At 50.7% G+C, this 19159-nt stretch carries 12 protein-coding genes; 2 read left to right on the plus strand and 10 right to left on the minus strand.

All coding sequences use genetic code 11. The features are described 5' to 3' along the window. Positions 1-94 precede the first annotated feature (94 nt). The 10 genes from K7P01_RS01620 to K7P01_RS01665 form a co-directional block, all read right to left on the minus strand. On the minus strand, positions 95-2110 hold the full coding sequence (locus tag K7P01_RS01620; RefSeq protein WP_267289157.1) for a M13 family metallopeptidase: 2016 nt from the start codon (positions 2108-2110) through the stop codon (positions 95-97). A 123-nt stretch (positions 2111-2233) separates the two neighbouring features. Then, complete coding sequence (locus K7P01_RS01625; protein ID WP_267289159.1) at positions 2234-3328, minus strand: bile acid:sodium symporter family protein; 1095 nt, start codon at positions 3326-3328, stop codon at positions 2234-2236. Positions 3329-3420: 92 nt separating this feature from the next. After that, a complete protein-coding gene (locus K7P01_RS01630; protein WP_267289161.1) occupies positions 3421-4350 on the minus strand; it encodes an RraA family protein in 930 nt (309 codons plus the stop codon). A gap of 13 nt (positions 4351-4363) precedes the next feature. Continuing rightward, positions 4364-5638 carry an amidohydrolase/deacetylase family metallohydrolase gene (locus K7P01_RS01635; protein WP_267289163.1) on the minus strand — a complete coding sequence of 425 codons (1275 nt, stop codon included), beginning with the start codon at positions 5636-5638 and terminating at the stop codon, positions 4364-4366. A gap of 153 nt (positions 5639-5791) precedes the next feature. Next, complete coding sequence (locus K7P01_RS01640; protein WP_254083456.1) at positions 5792-6253, minus strand: RidA family protein; 462 nt, start codon at positions 6251-6253, stop codon at positions 5792-5794. A 53-nt stretch (positions 6254-6306) separates the two neighbouring features. Next, positions 6307-7536 (minus strand): aminotransferase class V-fold PLP-dependent enzyme, encoded by a 1230-nt coding sequence (locus tag K7P01_RS01645; RefSeq protein ID WP_267289167.1) that lies wholly within the window; start codon positions 7534-7536, stop codon positions 6307-6309. Positions 7537-7725: 189 nt separating this feature from the next. After that, positions 7726-9288 carry a SusD/RagB family nutrient-binding outer membrane lipoprotein gene (locus K7P01_RS01650; protein WP_267289169.1) on the minus strand — a complete coding sequence of 521 codons (1563 nt, stop codon included), beginning with the start codon at positions 9286-9288 and terminating at the stop codon, positions 7726-7728. Positions 9289-9307: 19 nt separating this feature from the next. Then, a complete protein-coding gene (locus tag K7P01_RS01655) occupies positions 9308-12826 on the minus strand; it encodes a SusC/RagA family TonB-linked outer membrane protein (RefSeq protein WP_267289171.1) in 3519 nt (1172 codons plus the stop codon). Positions 12827-12852: 26 nt separating this feature from the next. Continuing rightward, positions 12853-13890 (minus strand): FecR family protein, encoded by a 1038-nt coding sequence (locus tag K7P01_RS01660; protein ID WP_267289173.1) that lies wholly within the window; start codon positions 13888-13890, stop codon positions 12853-12855. A 252-nt stretch (positions 13891-14142) separates the two neighbouring features. Next, positions 14143-14745 carry an RNA polymerase sigma factor gene (locus tag K7P01_RS01665; protein ID WP_267289175.1) on the minus strand — a complete coding sequence of 201 codons (603 nt, stop codon included), beginning with the start codon at positions 14743-14745 and terminating at the stop codon, positions 14143-14145. 630 nt (positions 14746-15375) lie between these two features. Here K7P01_RS01665 and K7P01_RS01670 point away from each other — a divergent pair. Both K7P01_RS01670 and K7P01_RS01675 read left to right on the plus strand, forming a co-directional pair. Continuing rightward, positions 15376-16698 (plus strand): HTTM domain-containing protein, encoded by a 1323-nt coding sequence (locus tag K7P01_RS01670; RefSeq protein WP_267289177.1) that lies wholly within the window; start codon positions 15376-15378, stop codon positions 16696-16698. A 170-nt stretch (positions 16699-16868) separates the two neighbouring features. Continuing rightward, complete coding sequence (locus K7P01_RS01675; RefSeq protein ID WP_267289179.1) at positions 16869-19157, plus strand: 7TM diverse intracellular signaling domain-containing protein; 2289 nt, start codon at positions 16869-16871, stop codon at positions 19155-19157. The last annotated feature ends 2 nt before the right edge of the window (positions 19158-19159 follow it).

Consider the following 19159-nt stretch of genomic DNA (forward strand, 5'->3'; position numbering starts at 1 on the left):
AATGAACAAAATCTACACATGGGAATACGTGCCACATAAACAAAAAAAAGCCCTCTCTGTAAGACAGAAAGGGCTGAAAGGTTCTAAAGTTTGACTACCAGACCGTTATCCGTTCATTCTCGGGCTTATACATTTTATCGCCCGGCTGTACATTAAATGCGTTGTAGAACGGTGTAAAATTCATGAGTGGCCCATTTACGCGCCACTTAGCGGGCGAGTGTGGATTCGTGTTTACATACATGCGTAAAAATGGGGCGGTAGTTTTCACACGCCAGATTCTTGCTACAGAAATAAAGAAACGTTGGTCCGGTGTAAAACCATCCAGTTTCGTCGTGTCTTTACCTTGTTCAGTCAATTTAAAGGCATCGTATGCGATCGCGACACCGGCAATGTCTGCGGTGTTCTCTCCTACTGTCAGTGCACCTTTTATATGTACTGAGTCGAGTACTGTAAATGAATTATATTGATCAATTACCTGTTGGGTTTTGGCTTTAAACTTTTCATAGTCCGCTTTTGCCCACCAGTTTTTTACGTTGCCTTCTTTATCAAATTGCGCTCCCTGGTCGTCGAACGAGTGTGTGATTTCGTGGCCGATCACCATACCAATGCCGCCATAGTTCAACGCATCATCCGCACTCAAATCAAAATAGGGAGTCTGTAAAATACCTGCCGGAAAGACGATTTCATTCAATGGCGGATTGTTGTATGCCGTGACCGTTGGCGGAGTGGTATACCATTCCGTTCTATCAACCGGATGTCCGACTTTCGCAACAGCATAGCGGTATTCATTTTTATTAGCGGATAAGCAGTTTTCAAAATATGTATCTCTCTTCACCTCTACGTTGGAGTAGTCTCTCCATTTATCGGGGTATCCGATCTTTTCCGTAAAGGCATATAATTTCTCTTTTGCCTTAGCCTTGGTGGAGTCGCTCATCCAATCCAGCTTATTGATACGTGCTTCAAAGGCTGTCTTGAGATTACCGATCAACACCGCCATACGTTTCTTGGCGGCTTCGGGAAAGTACTTCTTTACATACAGCTGTGCCAGCGCTTCTCCCAGCGACTGATCTACGGCTTGCGTCATTTCTTCCGCGCGTGTTTTCTTAACGGCTTGTCCTGTCAGCACTTTTGTATACGCAAAAGTGGCATCGGCAAAAGGCCGGCTCAATAAGCCTGCGTAGCTGGTGAGGGCATTGGCCTTCAGATATGCCTTCCAGTCGTTGATGGAGACTGACTTCAACATCGCGTTCAGCTTATCATAGTAAGGAGGCTGGCCCATGTTAACCGAGTCAACGTTCACCCCGAGATCGTTCAACAATGTTGTCCACTGAAGATTGGGATGTTTCTTTGCTATATCTGCCACGGCCAACTTATTGTAGTTCACCTTCACGTCTCTGAGCTCAATGTTCGTTCTGTGCGCACCTGCCAACTGTTTTTCCACCTCGTAGGCCGCGGATGCATTTTTCTCCGCCGTCACAACGTCGCTTCCTGTCAGCTGAAATAATTGGGCGAGGTATGCTTTATAAGCTTTTTGAATCGCGAGTGTTGCCGAGTCTTTCTGGAAATAATAATCCCGCTCTGGTAGGCCTATACCGGTTTGATAGAGCTGCAGAATATTGACTGTGCTCTTTTTATCATCTGGGCCTACACTAAAGCCAATGATGGAACCCGTGCCCACCGTTTGTTCTTCGGCCACCAGCTTCAGCAACGAGGGCACGTCGGTCAGCGCGTCGATGCGCCCCAGCAAGGGCTTGATCGGGTCATAGCCGCGCTTGTTGATCGTGACGGTGTCCATACCGGAGGCATAGAAGTCGCCCACTTTCTGTTCGATGCTTCCGGCGGGATTGTTGCTGTTGGCAACGCTATCCAGAATGCCTTTCAGGCGTATGCGCTGCGGGAAGTTCAAAAAAGAATATGAACCTACGCCGGTTTGACCGGCGGGGATCTGCGCCGTGTCATACCAGATGCCGTTGACATACATAAAAAAGTCGTCACCAGGTTTCTTTCCGGAGTCTATACCGGTAATGATGATATGTTTTGGCTCCTGAGCTTTTTGCTTACAGGCGCCGGCGACCAGTAACGCGAGTGAAAAGTAAACGAGTTTTTTCATGGTTTGTAGGTTGCGATAATGCGCAAATATATTCAAAAAAAAAGCACCGTCGCCGGTGCCTTTTTCCTTAACCTCAATCAAAAATCCCGTGTCATAATGCAAATCGTGCCACGGTATATCCTGTTATGCCGTTACTACGGCCTTTTTGTCTTCAATGGGTTTACGATGCCACCACGATGCAAGGATGGAGCCGGTAACGTTCATGAGCGGACCGAAGATGGCGGGTGCCAGGCCTACCGTCGCGGCTTTTCCCATTTCTTTGGCAATGCCCGAGGCCAGGCCTCCGTTTTGCATTCCTACTTCGATGGCGATGGTGCGACAGTCCTGTTCGTTCATCCGAAAGAGACGCGCAGACCAGTAACCCAGCAGGTAACCCATGGTATTGTGAATCAGCGATGACACGATCAGCAACAAACCTATAGCCATAAGGTTGTCGCGGCCGTTCGCCGTAATGATGAGAATGATAAAGGCAATACCGGCCATAGACACCAACGGCATGGCTTTGTCCAGCCACGCTGTCTTGCCCCGGAAAAAGCGGTTGAAAAGCAAACCCGCCACAACCGGTAGGATGACGATCTTTGTGATGTCCCACATCATCTTGGTGACCTCTATTTCCACGAACTGTCCGGCCAGCAGCTTCATGAGCAGTGGCATAAGGATCGGCGCGAGAAAGGTAGAAACCGTGGTGAGAGTAATAGACAGGGCCAGGTTGGCTTTTGCCAGATACGAAATGACATTAGAGGCCATGCCACAGGGCGAGCAACCAATCAGAATCACGCCGGCCGCAATCTCGGGCGGAAAGTCGAAAACGTTTGCGAGTGTAAAGCCCAAAAGCGGCATGATAGTGAAGTGATTCACCGTGCCGATAATTACGCCTTTGGGCATTTTGACAACCCCCACAAAGTCTTTAACGCTCATTTCTGTGCCCATGCCGAACATAATGATCTGCAGCAGCGGTGTAAAGAGATTGTCGAGCCGGAAACCGTTGACTGAGATGAAGTACTGCGGAAAGTACATAGACGTCGTCACGGCCGCCAGAATCATGATGGTGTAGGAGAACCCCTTCAATGCTTCGTAGCCACGGACACCGATAGCCAGCGACAGAAAGAACAGGACAAATAGGATACCCGAGGCGGGTATCTGGTCCGCGAGGACCAGGGAAACCGCCGCTATCAGGAACGCAGCCGCGGCATATAGTAAGAGCTTGTGTTTTGTCATGGTTGTTCAGGTCAGGAAAAAGACCTCCACGGTCCGTAGCCCACAGCTCCCGGCCAAACCTCCGTGAACCATGAACTACAGACCCTGGATGTCTACCACGTTCTGTTTTTCATATACTCGTCGAGCTCGGCTCGTTTCATGGGAATCTCGTTCGGGTGCTTATCGAGCCATTGCAGAAAAGCTTCTTTCACCTTGTCTGTCCATTGGTTGTCGATCTCACCGGGGGTGAACTTCTGCTCGCGCAGCATGTCAAAAGCAAACTTGTCACGCAGCTGCAGGAACTCGGCTGTCACGACAACCTTCTGAGCCAGGTGAGCGGGTATAAAAATTACACCTTCGTCGCGCGCCAGTACCAGGTCGCCCGGCAGCACCATTACCTTGCCGATGCGAATGGGCGTGTTGAGCCCCATCAACACCGAGTTTTCGAGGAAGGTCGGATCCCACTCGCGCACCCAGGCATTAAAGCCTTTGATTCTCGCGAGGCCTTCGGGATCGCGGGCGGAGCTGTTAAATACCACGCCGTTACCCGACTTGGCATAGATCGAGTTACCGAGGTTGTCACCGATCAGCGTGCCTGCTTCAATCTTGCCAAATCCATCGGCCACATAGATGTCACCTTTCGAAAGTTTGTCGATGGGCCAGGAGTTGGTGTTGCCGATGCGTCCGTCTTTTTTGCCGCGGTCTTTAATATTCTTCTCTACGTCCGGGCGGCTGGGCATAAACATCGCCGTGTAGGCGCGCCCGGCCATGGGTTGGCTGCTGTTCAATACTTTAAAGTTACCCTCAAACTGCGAGGTATAGCCTTCGTTGCGCAGCACGAGCCAGGCTTCTTCGATAGACACGTTTTTGGCGCGGGCCACGAGCTCATCGGGAATGCGGGGGCGGCCATCAGGAAACCGCTCCCCTTTCCATTCCGATGTAAGAAAGATGAGCTCCTCTTTCGGTATTGTTTGAGCCTGCACAGAGGCAGTAAAAGCTCCCGCCACGAACAGCAGGCCCAGTATCACGTTCTTTTTTTTCATGTGAGCAGTGGCATTATTTCTTGTTGGCGAAGGCGGCCGCATTGGGGTCGGTCGTCCACGACGGTTTTGATATACCGTTCAGGTCGTATACGATCTCGCCTGCGCGCAGCGTCAGCTCGCACTCCAGCTTCTTTGTCCCTTCCAATTTATATCCTTTCGAGTCGACAAATCCATACTTGCCCGTCAGCATGCTGAATACGGCTACGTCCGCTACCGCACCGGCGGTAAGATGACCCAGGTCATCGCGATGAATGACCGATGCCGGCGACCACGTAGAAGCTTTGAACACGGCTTGCAGCGGCATGCCCAGGTTGACAAACTTTGACATGACATTGAGCTGATCTTTCATACCCGCATTCATGCTGGCGGTGTGAATGTCCGTGCTGATGGTGGTGGGATAGAATCCTTGCTTGATGGCCGGTATAGCCTGTGAGAACATAAAGCTGCCGCCTCCGTGGCCTACGTCGAAGACAATGCCGCGCTTGATGGCTTCCTGCACATATGGAAAGGGATTGCCCTGGTCGTCCATGACCGGGCCACGACCTGTGAGACGAGCATAGGTATGGGTGAAGATGTCGCCGGGACGCAGGTGCGTCAGCAGCAGGTCGCGCAGGGGCAGCGGCGGCACATGGCCACCGAAATCGATCATGACGGGCACGTTGGCAATCTTGCCGGCCTCTACGGCACGATCGACCGGGTCCCACTCAGTGCCCGAGAAATGTGCTACTTTAACGCCGACGATCTCGCTGTTCTGACGTACGACCATGGCGGTCATGCGGCTGTCCATGTCAGCCAGGTTCTGCTCGTACGGGCCACCGCGCATGCCTTCGCCGACGATGTTGAGGAACGACAGCACACGTGTTTTCGAATGCTCGATAGTCTGGCGTTTGAAGGTGCTGAACGTTTTCCAACCGGCACCACCGGCATCCACGACCGTCGTTACACCGACACGGAACGTAAAGCCGTCGGGCGGAAGCGCCTCGAAGCCGTCGCTCAGGTAGTGGTCGGGTTGTGTGCCGAAGAAGTTGTGTGAATGTATGTCGATCAAGCCAGGCGTTACATACAGGCCTTTGGCATCGACCACCAGGGTAGCTTTTTTGGGGTCTATATTTTTAGCGACGAGCGCGATCTTGTCGTCTTTGATGGCGACGTCCATGACATCATCGATGTTGTTTTTGGCGTCGACTACGTGGCCGCCTTTCAGCAGCAGGGTGTACTCCTGGGCCAGGGCCGCACCGGCACACAGCAGGAGCAGGCAAAGGAGATACAGTTTACGAGTTACATACATATAGCGTAAGGTCCGTTTCGGGTGTTGGGTGTCTGGTATTTTTTCTTTACTGCAGGCATTACAATAACGTCTGATCGATTTATTTATCCCGGTCAGCCCTGATGCGCTTCCTGTGTAAGAAGGCGCTGCCGGTGGTGCCGGCAGCGTTATCCATTAAATATAGGCGATGCAATCCATCTCCACGAGCGAGTCGCCCGGTACGCCACCGTATACGGCGACCGTCGTACGTACGGGGGGCTTGTCACCGAACTTGCCTTTATAGGCCTCGTTCATAGCTTTGTAGTCATTCAGGTCGTGCAGGAACACACTTACCTTCAGTACTTTTTTCATTGAAGAACCTGCTTTGACAAGCTCTTTCTCCAGTTCGTCAAGCACGTGGAGGGTGTGGGCAGTGATATCGCCATCGAAGTGGGCGCCTTTGCCTGCCACAAACACCAGGTTACCGAACTTGGTAGAACCGGAAAACAACGGTACATCCTGATCATCCTTCACGACATTGAATACCTCTTTCTCCGGTGTGGCGTCGCTCTTCGCGTTCGCTACCATGCCGAGACCTACGACGCCGGCAGCGGATGTAAAGATTTTCTTCAGGATCGATCTTCTTTGTTCTTTCATGGCTGTTTATACAAATAGTGAAACAATTATTTTTGGGGTGTCTTCAATCTCATTTATGCCACTGCTTTGCTTAGCTCTTCCTTCAAGCGTGTCGCCACGATCTTCTCCTGTCCGGGCTTCAACATAAACACCGTCACCGATACACTGTTGGCCTCGCTGCCGCCGGCAATCTCAATCGACGGGCTGGCGTTGCGCAGGTTTTCTTTGAGCTTGGTACTCGTGATCTTTACCGACTCGTTCCAGGTGATGTGCAGTGTCGGCGTGTGATTGCCTAGCTCCGGCACCTTTACTTCCGTTGTTACGCCAGAGACGCCTTTGACCGCGCTCTGAATATGCGCGATACCTGCCTCCCACTCTTTCCATTCTTTGTCATGGTCGGCCTTGATATAGGTGTCGATGGCTACATACATACCCAAGATCTCTTCTTTGTTGATCTTAAATCCGCGGCCAATGTTAAAGCCCCGTGGCGGCATATGCAATCGCGCAGCGGCAATAATTTCTTTTTTCCCCATCAGCAACCCCGCGCTTTGCGGGCCGCGAATGGCTTTTCCCCCGGAGATCACAACAAAGCTAAAGCCGAGGTCATTGAAACGCCAGAGGTTTGATACAGGCGGTACGTCGGCGGCAATGTCGATGGAGGTGGGAACATTATATTTTTTACCCAGCGCCACCCATTCTTCGTGCTGGATCTTGCCGAGGTCCGATTGTATGTGCAGGAAGTGCATAAGTGCCGTGCGTTCGTTCACGGCTTTGGCCACGTCTTCGGCAGTCTCTACCCAAACGATCTTGCACCCTGTATTGGTCAGGGCGTGGTTATAAACAATATCGTGCGCCTTCTGGATGATCACTTCCGACTTCATGCCGGTGTACTCCAGGTGCGGCAGTTGCTCTACTTTCTTTACATCCATGCCGGTGAGGACGCCGGCCAGGCCCAGGGTCATGCCGGAGAACGCGCCGGAGGTTACAACCACGGCCTCGGAGTGTACAAGCTTGGCGAGCTTCTCACCAACTTTGTCTTGTACTTCGTCCAGCATGCAAAATTCTTTGGAAGCGAAATTGATGGCGTCCATCACTTCATCGCGCATCAGCGAACCGGTCATTGCAGTATACGTACCTGCGGCATTGATGAAGGTACGTACGCCCAGCTCTTTAAATACGTCACGTTTCGGTGGGGTCTTTTGCGCAGGCGCGGCCAGCACGGAAAAAGGTGCGACGCTGCCTACGATGCCACCGATCACGGGAAAAGAAGAAAGGCGGCGAAGGAGTTCTCTACGGTTCAGCATGTATACTTAGGGTGTTATGGGTGTCTTATAGGTTAGGCTTCCGGTGCGTTATCGAAAGATAGCGGTTAGGGCAGGTGGAGAAAATATAAAAGCTTGTAGCGGTATGATGGGTATATAAATGGTAAGGCAGGTTGGATATAAAAGGGCCGGTGTGCGTGTGTGCACACCGGCCTTTATTTTTAGGTGTTATCACCGTCCGTTAACATCCCACCACACGTGGCCGTTCAGGTTATCTGTAACCCAACCGTTCTCGCTGATTTGACGCTGCACCGCCTCACTATAGGAGGTCGTGTTCAGGGTCTGCTCAGAAGTGGGATACATAAACCGCCGGATCAGTTTGTTGCCGGTGGCATTGCCGCCGTAAGTATTCGGCGTAAGCGCCGGATAACCCAGGCGGCGATAGACGTTATACACTTCGGTTGCGTCGGGGAAGGCACCCATCCAAAACTGCGTATAGATTTGTTCCAGTTGAGAGTCCATATCGCCGGTCGTTACCAGCGGATGTGCGTCAACATAATCATCTACATCTTGTGAGCCAATGGCGCCTGCGGCACCGACAGCGATCTGCCACTGGCGCATGCCGGCGCGTATACCGTCTTCATAAAGGTCGGCCGGCGTGCCGCTATACCAGCCACGCAGGGCAGCTTCTGCCAACAGGAAGTTAACCTCCTGCGTAGTGAATATCAACTGCAAACCGGACTGCAAAAGTACCGTAGCAGGATTAGGCTCAGACAGATCGCCGAAGTTCGCGGGCGCAGAGCCGTTGATATCATCGGCCATGCCCTGCTGAATGTCTGGATCATTGTTCGGCGTGCCGCCCACCCACACGATCGAAAGGATTGGCAGACGCGGGTCGTCATTAGCCTTTAGCGAATCGATAAAAGTCTCCTGATACTTACCCCCCTCCGGATTGGTTTTGCCGTTGGCTGCGATATAGTCGCTTTGGAACAGGCTATAGGCAATCGGATTTCGCGTAATGGTCTGACCGGTGGCGTTATAGTTCCGTATCGCAGCGATATCGGCATCTTGCATAATCACACCGCCGGCGATGGCACGTTTCACCCACTCCTCGGCCATGCTGTTCGACACCTCGGTCAAATGCATGCCGAGGCGCAACATCAACGAGTAACCAAACTTTTTCCACTGGTCGGTGTTACCGCCGTAGATCACGTCGGCCGCGCCAAACGAAACGTCGCTTGTGTTCAGGGCGGCAGTAGCCTCCTGCAGTTCCTTAAGCATGTCGGCATAGATTTCCGATTGGGGCGTATACACAGGTTGATATATACCTTGAATATATCCTTGTGCACCTTGAATATACGGAATGTCACCGTACAAATCCGTGAGACGGGAGTAGCAGAACACACGCCAGATCCGGGCGATCGACAGCTTGTTGACATTTGCCGGCTCATCTTGCACGGCATTGATCACTTCGGTGATCTCGTTAATCTGGTTCGGATAGCTGTCGGTGAATACCGACGCCGAGCGCAGTTGCTGCGCCGCCACATATTTCGAACCAAAGCCCGCTACGTCGTTGTAGCTGGTCGTGTATTGCATGTTCCCCAGCAACAGAGAAGCGTGATTAGCCAGGACCGCTGTACCGTCATAAAGTGATTTGCTGAAGATATAATCCGGTGTGGGCGTCGAAATAGCGTTGGGATTGACATTCACATCGCCAAAATCGTCGCAAGCGTTTACCAGCAGCATGCCAGGCAAAAGCAGCAGTGAAGCGTATTTTTTGATGAATATTTTCATTTGTCGTGGAATTTTACGATTAGAACTTAACGATCAGGTTGACGCCATAAGACCGGGTGCGGGGCAAGCCGATCGATTCGATGCCTTGCGCAGCGCCGTTAGTCAAACTTTGCTCAGGATCGAAGTTATCCGTCTTCTTATACAGGATCGCCAGGTTGCGGCCTACCAGCGACAAGGTCGCCGACTGTATCTTAACGAACTTCAATTTCTCTACCGGCAGGCGGTATGACAGGATTACTTGGCGCAGTTTAACAAAGCTGGCATCGTGTACAAACATTTCTGTATACCGGTTCACGCTGTTATAGTATTGCGAACGCAGGTTGGCTACTGCAATGGTCCGTTCGTGCGGGGTACCTTCAGGTGTAACGCCTTTGAGCACCAGGCCATTTTCACGACCTTCCAGGGTCATTTTATGGAGCCCCAGACGTGCGGCATATACTTCTGTTACCGAGAAGACGTCGTGACCGAATTTACCGTCGAGCAGTACGTTCAGGCTGAAGTTCTTGTAACGGAAATCGTTGGTCAAACCCATCGTAATAGGTGGTACACCGTTGCCAAGCTTTTGGTTGATATCCGTCTGGCCGGGTAGGTTGGCAGTCATATCGAAGATTGGCACACCTTGTGCGTTGCGGAGCATACGGTAGCCGTAGATGCCGCCATAAGGTTGGCCGACATTATTGCGGATGGTTGCGTTACCGTTCGCTGACGCACCAATTTGCAGCGTTTGAATACCGTCGGCGAGTTTCAACACTTCGCTCTTGTTGTAGGCAAAGTTATAGCTCATATCCCAGGTAAAGGCGCCAACTTTTGCGGGGGTGGCGTTGACCAACACTTCAATACCGCGGTTGCTCAACTCGCCGGAGTTCAGCACAGCGTTATTATAACCCGTGGCCAGGGAGACAGGCACCGATACGATGTCGTCTGTAGAACGGCGATCGTATAACGCCACGTCGAAGCCGAGGCGGTTGTCGAGGATTTGCACATTGAAGCCAACTTCTGTAGTAGTAGACGTGAACGGCTTGAGCTGTGCGTTAGTGATGTTCTTGACACCTAGCTGTGCTTCTGTCACGTTCTGCAACGGTACAGTGCTGCTCGGTACTGCGCTATAGGTCAGGTTGATCTGATATGGATCAGGGGAACCACCACCCACTTGCGCCCACGAAGCGCGGAACTTCACGAGATTAAATGCGGTCGGCATTGTGATCGCGTCCGACAATACGAAGCTCGCACCAACGCTGGGATAAAAGATGCCGTTGTCCTTTGGGCTGAGCGTCGAGAACCAATCCTGGCGTGTGGTGGCCGTTAGGAAGAGGTAACCCTTATAGTCCAAATCGATGGATCCAAACACCGAGTTCGTTTCTGAGCGGCCATCAAACGGTATTACTGACGACTGGTTCAGGTTGGTGAAGGCATAAAAGTAGGGTTGTGTAAATTCGGTGCCTCTCATGTCTAAACGCTTTTCTACAGCGCGACGGGTATTGAAACCACCCAGCAAGGACATGCCAATGCTTTCGCTGAGCTGGGCCTTATAGCTCAGCGTCACCATCGAGTTGGTTTCTGATACCTCCGCTTCCATGCCGGTATATTGTCCCCTCAGCTGGTACAGCGTACCGGTAGGCAGGATGTGCTTAAAATCGTACGAATAGAAGTCCCGTGTAATAATAGCCTTCGCAGTCAAATTCTTGAGGATATCATAGGATACCGATGCCTGGCCGATGAAACGGTTTTTATCATCGTTTTCCTTTACTTTGTTGATAACAAAATATCCGTTAGTAGCGATGGGTGCATCGTTCCATGCCAGTTCGTTGTTGTTCGCGTCATAACCTGGATCGAGCCAACGTACGTCTACAGTGTTCGCTACCTCGTAGGGAGTCCAGTTGGGGTTGCCCAGCGCGTCGCCCGCGTTAGGACGATTCTGGCCTACTTCACGTGTATATTGTGCGACAGCCTCTACCCGCAGTTTATCGCTTAACTTACCGCTAAGGTTCAGGTTGGCTGTTTTACGGTTATATTTCGTATTGGGCAAGATGCTCTTCGAATCGAGATCGGAAAGCGACAATCGATAGAGGATTGCTTCGTTACCCCCTGAGAAAGCTAGGGTGTTCGTGAATGTCTTACCGGTTTCGTAGAAATTCTTCAGGTTGTCCTTCTGTGCTGAATATGGGTGATTCTTGCCATCTGCAGCCACGTAGTTGGTATTACCGTCAATGCGGGCGCCAAACGAGCGGCGGCCACTGCTAATGGCTTCTGCCTGGGTAGTAGGCATGACACCGCCTTCACCCTGGCCATATTCATATTGCCAATCGGGGAATACTGCCACGCGGTCGAGAGTATAGGTCGAGTTATATTCTACACCAATGCCTTTGCGGGCCGTCCCTTTCTTTGTTGTGATAAGGATAACACCGTTGGAACCACGTGAGCCGTAGAGGGCGCCAGCCGTACCGCCTTTCAGTACCGTGATGGATTCAATATCATCGGGATTGATCGCGGCAATACCATCACCACGATCGATGTTCGTTGCCAGGTTACCGTTAGCACCGTTAGGTGACGTTGAACCTCCAGGTACAGAGTTGTCGATCGGCATACCGTTAATTACATACAGCGGCTGACTGTTACCTGTGAGTGATCCGTTACCACGGATCAGAACACGGCTGGAACCACCAGGTCCAGTGGAAGCACCGGTGACATTCAGACCGGCGATCTTACCACTCAACGAATTGGCCACGTTTACTTCGCGGGCTTGTGTGAACTCCTCGCCTTTTACTTCGGTTACAGAATATCCCAGGGCATTTTTATCTTTCTCAATACCAAGGGCCGTTACGACCACTTCACCAAGGGTGGATAATTCCACCTGCATGGTGACGTCCACAACCGTCTGCGCCGAGGTGAAGGGGACCTCCTGTGTGGCATAGCCGATGAACGATAATACCAGCACCCCGCCTTCATCGGGTACGGACAGTGTATATTTACCGTTGCCGTCAGTAGTAGTACCAATGGTGGTGCCTTTTACAACAACGTTTACGCCCGGCATGGTCGTGTTATCATCGCCGGAGATAACGGTACCGGTAAGCGTGAAGTTAGGCGCTACGGCAGTTGTCGTTACCGCTGCTAATGCAGTAGCCGCTACCGGCTGCGCGTTTTCGAATGGTGTGGCCGGTTCTTCTCCGGCAAAGATGCTGAACTGCTTTTTATTGATCTTCTTGAACTGAAGCTTGCAGTGATCAAGCATTTTCTCCAACGTCTCTTCCGGCGTCAGATTTTCTGACAACAGCGCGGCAGAAACGGTCTTGCCCTCTAGCAGACCTGCGCGGTATGCAAAGCGGATATTGTAACGTTTTTTTAAGTCATTCAATGCTTCTTTCAGGCTAACCTGCTGGTCATCTACAAACCCTGGGTCTGAGTTGACCTGCATACCCCGCAGCGCTCGCGCGCTTGCAGTAGAAGCAAACTGCTGTGCAAAGCTGGCGGGGACGGAGGCTCCCACCATGTACATCAGTAGCGTACCCTTAGCCAGTAAGCTGGAGTTAAAATGTTTCATAATTTAAGATTTAGGTAAGGTCGTATTTATTTTTTCGATAGCACGATATGTTTTTCTGATTTCTGTTCTACATCCAGGTCAAGCGTTGCGGAGATGGTCGCCAGCAGCTCGGGAATACTGGATACACTGATCTCGCCTTCGATCTTTAAGTTCAGCAACTTGTCGTCTTTCACGTCTACTTTATAGCCATGATATTGAACAAGTGTCTTCACGATGTCTTTCAGCAACGCGTCGGTGAATACAAAGTCCTGGTTGATCCACGCGATGGATTGCTGCGGTTTCTCTATTTTCTTCTTGGCGATCAGGTTTTGGTTGGCAAATTCGGCATAGTCGCCGGGTAACATAATTACGTCTGTCACGGTATCTTTTGACAGGCTGGCTAACACAACCTTTACCTTACCGGTAATAAGTGTTACGTCCGTCTTTTCAGCCTGGTCACGTACATTAAAAGAAGTACCCAATACTTCGATCTCTACATCGCGACCATGCACCAAAAAGCGTTCCCCCTCTCGAATGTTCAACGTGTCTTTATTGATATGCTTTACATTGAAGAAGGCCTCCCCTTCGAGCCACACTTCACGAAGTGTCCCGTCAGTCCAGTTGTCCTTATAATATAGTGTCGAGTTGCCGTTTAGTGTCACCACGGAGTGATCGGGCAGCACGACCTTTGTTACCTCATTATAGGCGGTATGTACACTTTCACGATGATCAGCGAAGAACCAGTATACAGCCGTGGCGGCGACCAGCAACGAAGCCGCTGCTGCCACTTTCATATAGAGCGGCATACTTTTAACGCGTGTTGCTGCCGGCTCCTCTTCGCGCGTAATTTCAGCTTGAATCCGGTTCCACAGCTGCTGACGGCCCATTTCGTTGGTAAAAGTGTCCTGGCTGCGGTACGCTGTAATTATCTCCACCGCCTGCGTCATAATCGCCTCCTTCTCAGGATAGATTTTGATCACTTCCTTCCAAAACACGTTAGCCTCCGGCTCGGCATTGGTCGCCCAACGCACAAACGAGTCATCTTCCAGAAAATCCGATAACGTGTACTTTTCGTATTCCTCCATTTGCTCCCAGCAGTTTCTTACAAGCCCTACTACGCTATTCGTTCGGCAAATTATCCCTTGCGAAACGACAGAATTGCAGAAACTTATTAAAGTTCTTACATGCGACAGCCTAATTAAATATTAGTCGATCGCATTTCACTAAACACAGTAAAAGGTTGTTGATCCCGGAAATCGGGACCATTTCGGATGGGTTCGGGGTTGATTAACTTCGGGTGTGAGCGTGTGTGCGGGTGCTGCGAGGGTTTGCGGTGGCTATGATAAAACTGCCGGATCAGGTTTCGGCAAGCATAGGCACCAGAGAAGGCAAACCAAATAGTGCAGCGTATCTTTCAGGTTGTCAAGGGCTTTGTACCACAGTTTATAGACTGAGTTTATATGTATCGACATGACTTCGCCAACTTCTTCATACGATAGTCCTTCATAAAACCGCAGGTACACTATTTCCTGCTGGCGAGGCGGCAGCTTACTGACGACCTCTTTAATCATGTCCTGCATATGCTGTTGCTCTTCGCGTAAGATCAACTGGTGGTCATACGAAACTTCAAACGTATAATCATAGTCGTCAGCAGCCGAAAACGAGAGCTTGGACCGGGTTTTCAGCTTTCTGAACAGCGAATGGCGCAACGCCTTATATAAATAATTCTTAACCGAGGGCGGCGTACTGAGCGTTTCGCGATTGGTCCACAACTTCACGAAAAGATCCTGTATGGTATCTTCGATCAGTGCGACGTCACGGGTGAATTTATAACCATAGTTATTCAACCGGCGGTAGTACTCCTCGTAGAGGCGGCTATACGCATGCCATTCTCCACGTTTAAATGCGTTCCAAATACTTTGTTCCTGTTCAGCGTGCATTCGAAAACCTGATAAGTAACTAATTCATCCACCCCACACGTAAATCTATACATACACTATACACTACTGTACAGCTCGTCGGTATCTTGTCCTGTTACTTCGTCCCGTAAGGCGAAGTACGTGTTTCAATTACGCTGCATCAAGAACGGTACTTTACACCATAACCCTGATCATCGCAATCAAACAAGGGGTAATCTTTAGCTGTCCTGCGACATCTCACTTAAAACTTAAAATGAAGAGGCTTTGCACAATCACCGGCGCGTCTTCCGGTTTTGTTCGATCGTCTTGAGCCGCCTCGTCATCATGATCTTTCTCACTTAGCTCAGGTCGTTTAGTAGCTGAGGCGCTAAGGCCAACAGTTATTAAGCACTACCAAATTGATACTTTTTGATCATATCAAAAAATTTATCACAATTAATTTTAACAGTCCCCAACAATATTCCGCGATCACGGCGCCACTGTGTAAAACCTCCCACAGTCTGTTCCTTTCCCTTTTTACCGGATTTTTCCGGGTATTAATGTGCTTTTATCCTGTTTAATGGACCATTCCGGCGGCTTTTCTACTTATAAAGGGCTGCATCACATGTAGCTTCTCACGCTTCATCCTAAATTGCCGTCAGATTTTTACTGATGATGTCATTAGCAAGTATACACCGCTATCTCTTTGAGCGGGTCGACAACAGCGGGCTGGTTTTATTCCGTATATTTTTTGGCCTACTGATTTTCCTGGAGGTGGTGGGTGCCTTTGCCACCGGCTGGATACACGAAACGTTTGTGGCCCCCCAGCATGCCTTGCCGTTTATAGGTTTTGAATGGCTGACGTTACCCTCCCCCACTGCCGTATATAGCTACTATGGTTTGATCGCCGTGGCCGGCCTCTGTATCATGCTGGGGTTTTATTACCGGGTTGCCACCATCGCCTTTGCCTTTCTGTGGTGGGGATGCTACCTGATGCAGAAGGTGCATTATAATAATCACTATTATCTGTTGATCCTGCTGGGGGTCTTTCTGGCCGTCGTACCGGCCCACCGGTATCGCTCACTGGATGTGCGTCGTAACCCGGCGATCTTGCAGCATACCTGCCCCCGGTGGTGCGTGTTGATCTTTTGTTTGCAAGTAGCGCTCGTATTTACCTATGCATCGCTGGCCAAGCTATATCCCGACTGGCTGGCAGGAAAGCCGATTGCCATTTGGTTTGATGCCAAGGCACACTACCCCGTGCTCGGGCCGCTCTTTGGTCAGGCATGGTTCCGAACCTTTATCATTTACGGTGGTATCTTCTTCGACCTGCTTATTACCCCCCTGCTGTTGTGGCGCCGTACGCGGGTGCTCGGGTTTGTGCTTTGCATCATCTTCAACGTTTTCAACTCGATCACCTTTCAGATCGGCGGCTTCCCATACCTCATGATTGCACTTACCATCTTCTTCTTCCCACCAGAAACGATACGCAAGATTTTCTTCCGGAAGAAGGAGCTTGTTCAACCCGTCTCTAAGGTCTATACCCCCCGTTATAAAAACATTGTTACTGCTGCGTTGGTGTTATACTTCGCGGTGCAGCTGTTGTTGCCTTTGCGGCATTTGCTTTTCCCAGGCTCTGTATTCTGGACGGAAGAAGGCCATCGCATGGCATGGCACATGATGTTGCGCACGAAGAGTGGGCATTTGTCCTTTGAAGCACGAAGGGCAGACGGCCAAACAATTCCTGTACAACTGCGTGACTATTTCACGACTCTGCAGATCCGCGCGATCTCGCGCAGCCCAGACATGATCTGGCAGGCTGCGCAAATTATTCTACGTGACCTGCGGTCGAAAGGCTACACGGATGTGGCGCTGTATGCACAATCCAAAGTAAGCCTGAACGGCGGCCCATTAAAATCGTTCGTGGATCCGAAGGCAGATTTTGCTACGATATCCTGGGATCCCTTCCAACGCTCGCCCTGGATTCTCGATTAATCAAAAGACGTGTCATTATAGCCTTTATCACTACAAGGTAGTACGTATAGGAATATACGTAGTTATATCACTGTGCGCATCACAAGTTGTATTCATACGGAATATTTTTTTATATTAATCATGATGCTTCATAGAAGCGTTTCTGGTCCGTATTCATCAACACACACTGTATGGCTGCAATCACCGTTCTCCTGCGATCCCTGCTTTTGCTGTTGGTGCTTATTATCAATTTTCGTGAAAGCACAGCACAGAAGATCGTTCATTTTCGCGACGACGAAACAGTAATCCCCATTGGACGCTCTGTGTACTATTATAAAGACGAAAGTACGGCGCTGAGTCTTGAAGATGTTCGCACCGGGCCGGTAGCCCGGCAATTTCAACGATCGGAAACTTCGTGGCCTCACTTTGGTACTACGCGCGCGGCCATCTGGCTTCGTTTTACTGTGGTGAATCACACGCCGTCGGCTTGCGTGCTGGAAATCGCGGAGCCCGGCCTGCAACATGTCCAACTCTTTGCTCCAACGGCCAACGGCGGCTACGAAGGCCATACGTTTGGCCTGCTTCACCCCATGAGCGCCCGCCCGATCAAAAACAACTATTTTTTATATCGTCTCGCGGGTGCAGGCGACAGCACGCAGCACACATTCTATCTTCGCATTAAGACCGACGTAAACCTGGATGTGCCGATGACCATCAGCAGCTTCAAAGGTATATTGGACGCGCAGCGCGCGCGGAATCTCTCCTTTGGCTTTCTGTGTGGGTTGTTGGTCATCATGACATTCTCGTGCCTCATCACGTACTTCATTGTACACGAACGCTGCTATCTATACTATGCGCTGCACCTGTTTTCGGTGCTGGTCTTTATCGACATTCTTTACATAGGCTCCGGATTTGAATATCTGTGGCCGGAGACGCCGTGGATAAACCAATACCCGATGTTGTTTGGTGGCATCTCCAGTTTCCTGATCCTGTTATTCTCCAGTAGCTTTCTGCAATCTGCTACCTATATGCCGCGTCTTCACCGGGGCTTACGTGTATTCTATATATTATTGGCCTTGTCCGGGGTACTATTCCTTATGGGTGCACCACTTATTGGTAATGCTGTGATGCAGCTCGTCGCACTGTTGGTAACGCCGTACCTGGTGGCGATGGGCGTGAAGGCATACAGGCAACAATACCCGCAGGCCGGTATTTTCATTGCTGCACTGTCCTTCTTCCTGACAGCCGTGCTTGTGTTTCTCTTATACATAAATGGCGTTCTGCCGCCAGGCTTTTATACACGCAGCTCATTTATGATCGGAGCAATAGGCCAAAGCGTTTTGCTGGCATTTGGCCTAGCCGGCAAAATTGACTTGCTGAAGCAGCAAAAGGAGCAAGCACAGGCCGAAATGCTGAATGTAATGAAGCGGCAGAACATAGAGTTAGAGAGACTCGTGGTGGAACGCACACAGGAGCTCATTTCGCAAAATGAAGAAATTGCCGCACAAAATGAAGAAATCTCATCGCAGGTAGAAGAGCTCACGACCCAGCAGGAACAGATCGAATTGCAGAACCAGGAGCTGCAACAAAACAATCAGGCGCTGCATGACGCACGTAAGACAGTAGAAAAACAACACGACCTGCTTCAGCACCATACAGAGGAGCTTGAAAAACAAATCAGCGCGCGCACAGAAGAGCTCCTGGTCACGAATACCGAACTGCTGGACCAAAACAAACAACTCGAACAATTCGCCTTTATCGTTGCGCATAATCTGCGATCGCCCGTAGCCCGCCTGCTAGGATTAACAAACCTGGCCAAGCTCGTTGATCCACACGGTAACGAAGTGGAGGTGGTCTTACAGAAGGTGGCCGAGTCGGGCAAAGAACTGGATACCGTCATTCATGACCTGTCTAACATCCTGGAAATACGAAACGGCAAGGACAAACAGTTCGAAACGGTAAGCCTGACGGTGCGATTGGCGAGCGCCTGTATGAGCCTCAAGGAAGAGATCAATACGAATCACGCGCGCATCACGCAGGATCTCTCCGCCGCCGATGCCTTGTATACTATCTCGCCCTACATTGAAAGTATTCTATACAACCTCATCAGCAACGCCATTAAGTACCGACATCCCGACCGCATACCGGTGATCAGCATTCGCACCACGGTAGTCGAGGGCGTCGTGCACCTGATGGTGAAAGATAACGGACTGGGGCTCGACATTCAAAGACATGGCGACAAGCTCTTTCATTTGTACCAACGCTTCCACCGCGATGGTGAAGGACGCGGCATCGGACTTTATTTGGTTAAGACGCAGGTAGAAGCTATCGGTGCACACATTTCCATGCAAAGCACACCACAGAAAGGAAGCGAGTTTACAATTGTATTTGATAATGTACCCGTACCGCCTGCATCACGGCCGGTGCCGACCGCGCTTGTCAGGGCCTCGGGTATTGTGCCCAACGCAAAGCCGGGATAACC

Source organism: Parachryseolinea silvisoli, from assembly GCF_021190955.1.
Lineage (GTDB): Bacteria > Bacteroidota > Bacteroidia > Cytophagales > Cyclobacteriaceae > Ohtaekwangia > Ohtaekwangia silvisoli.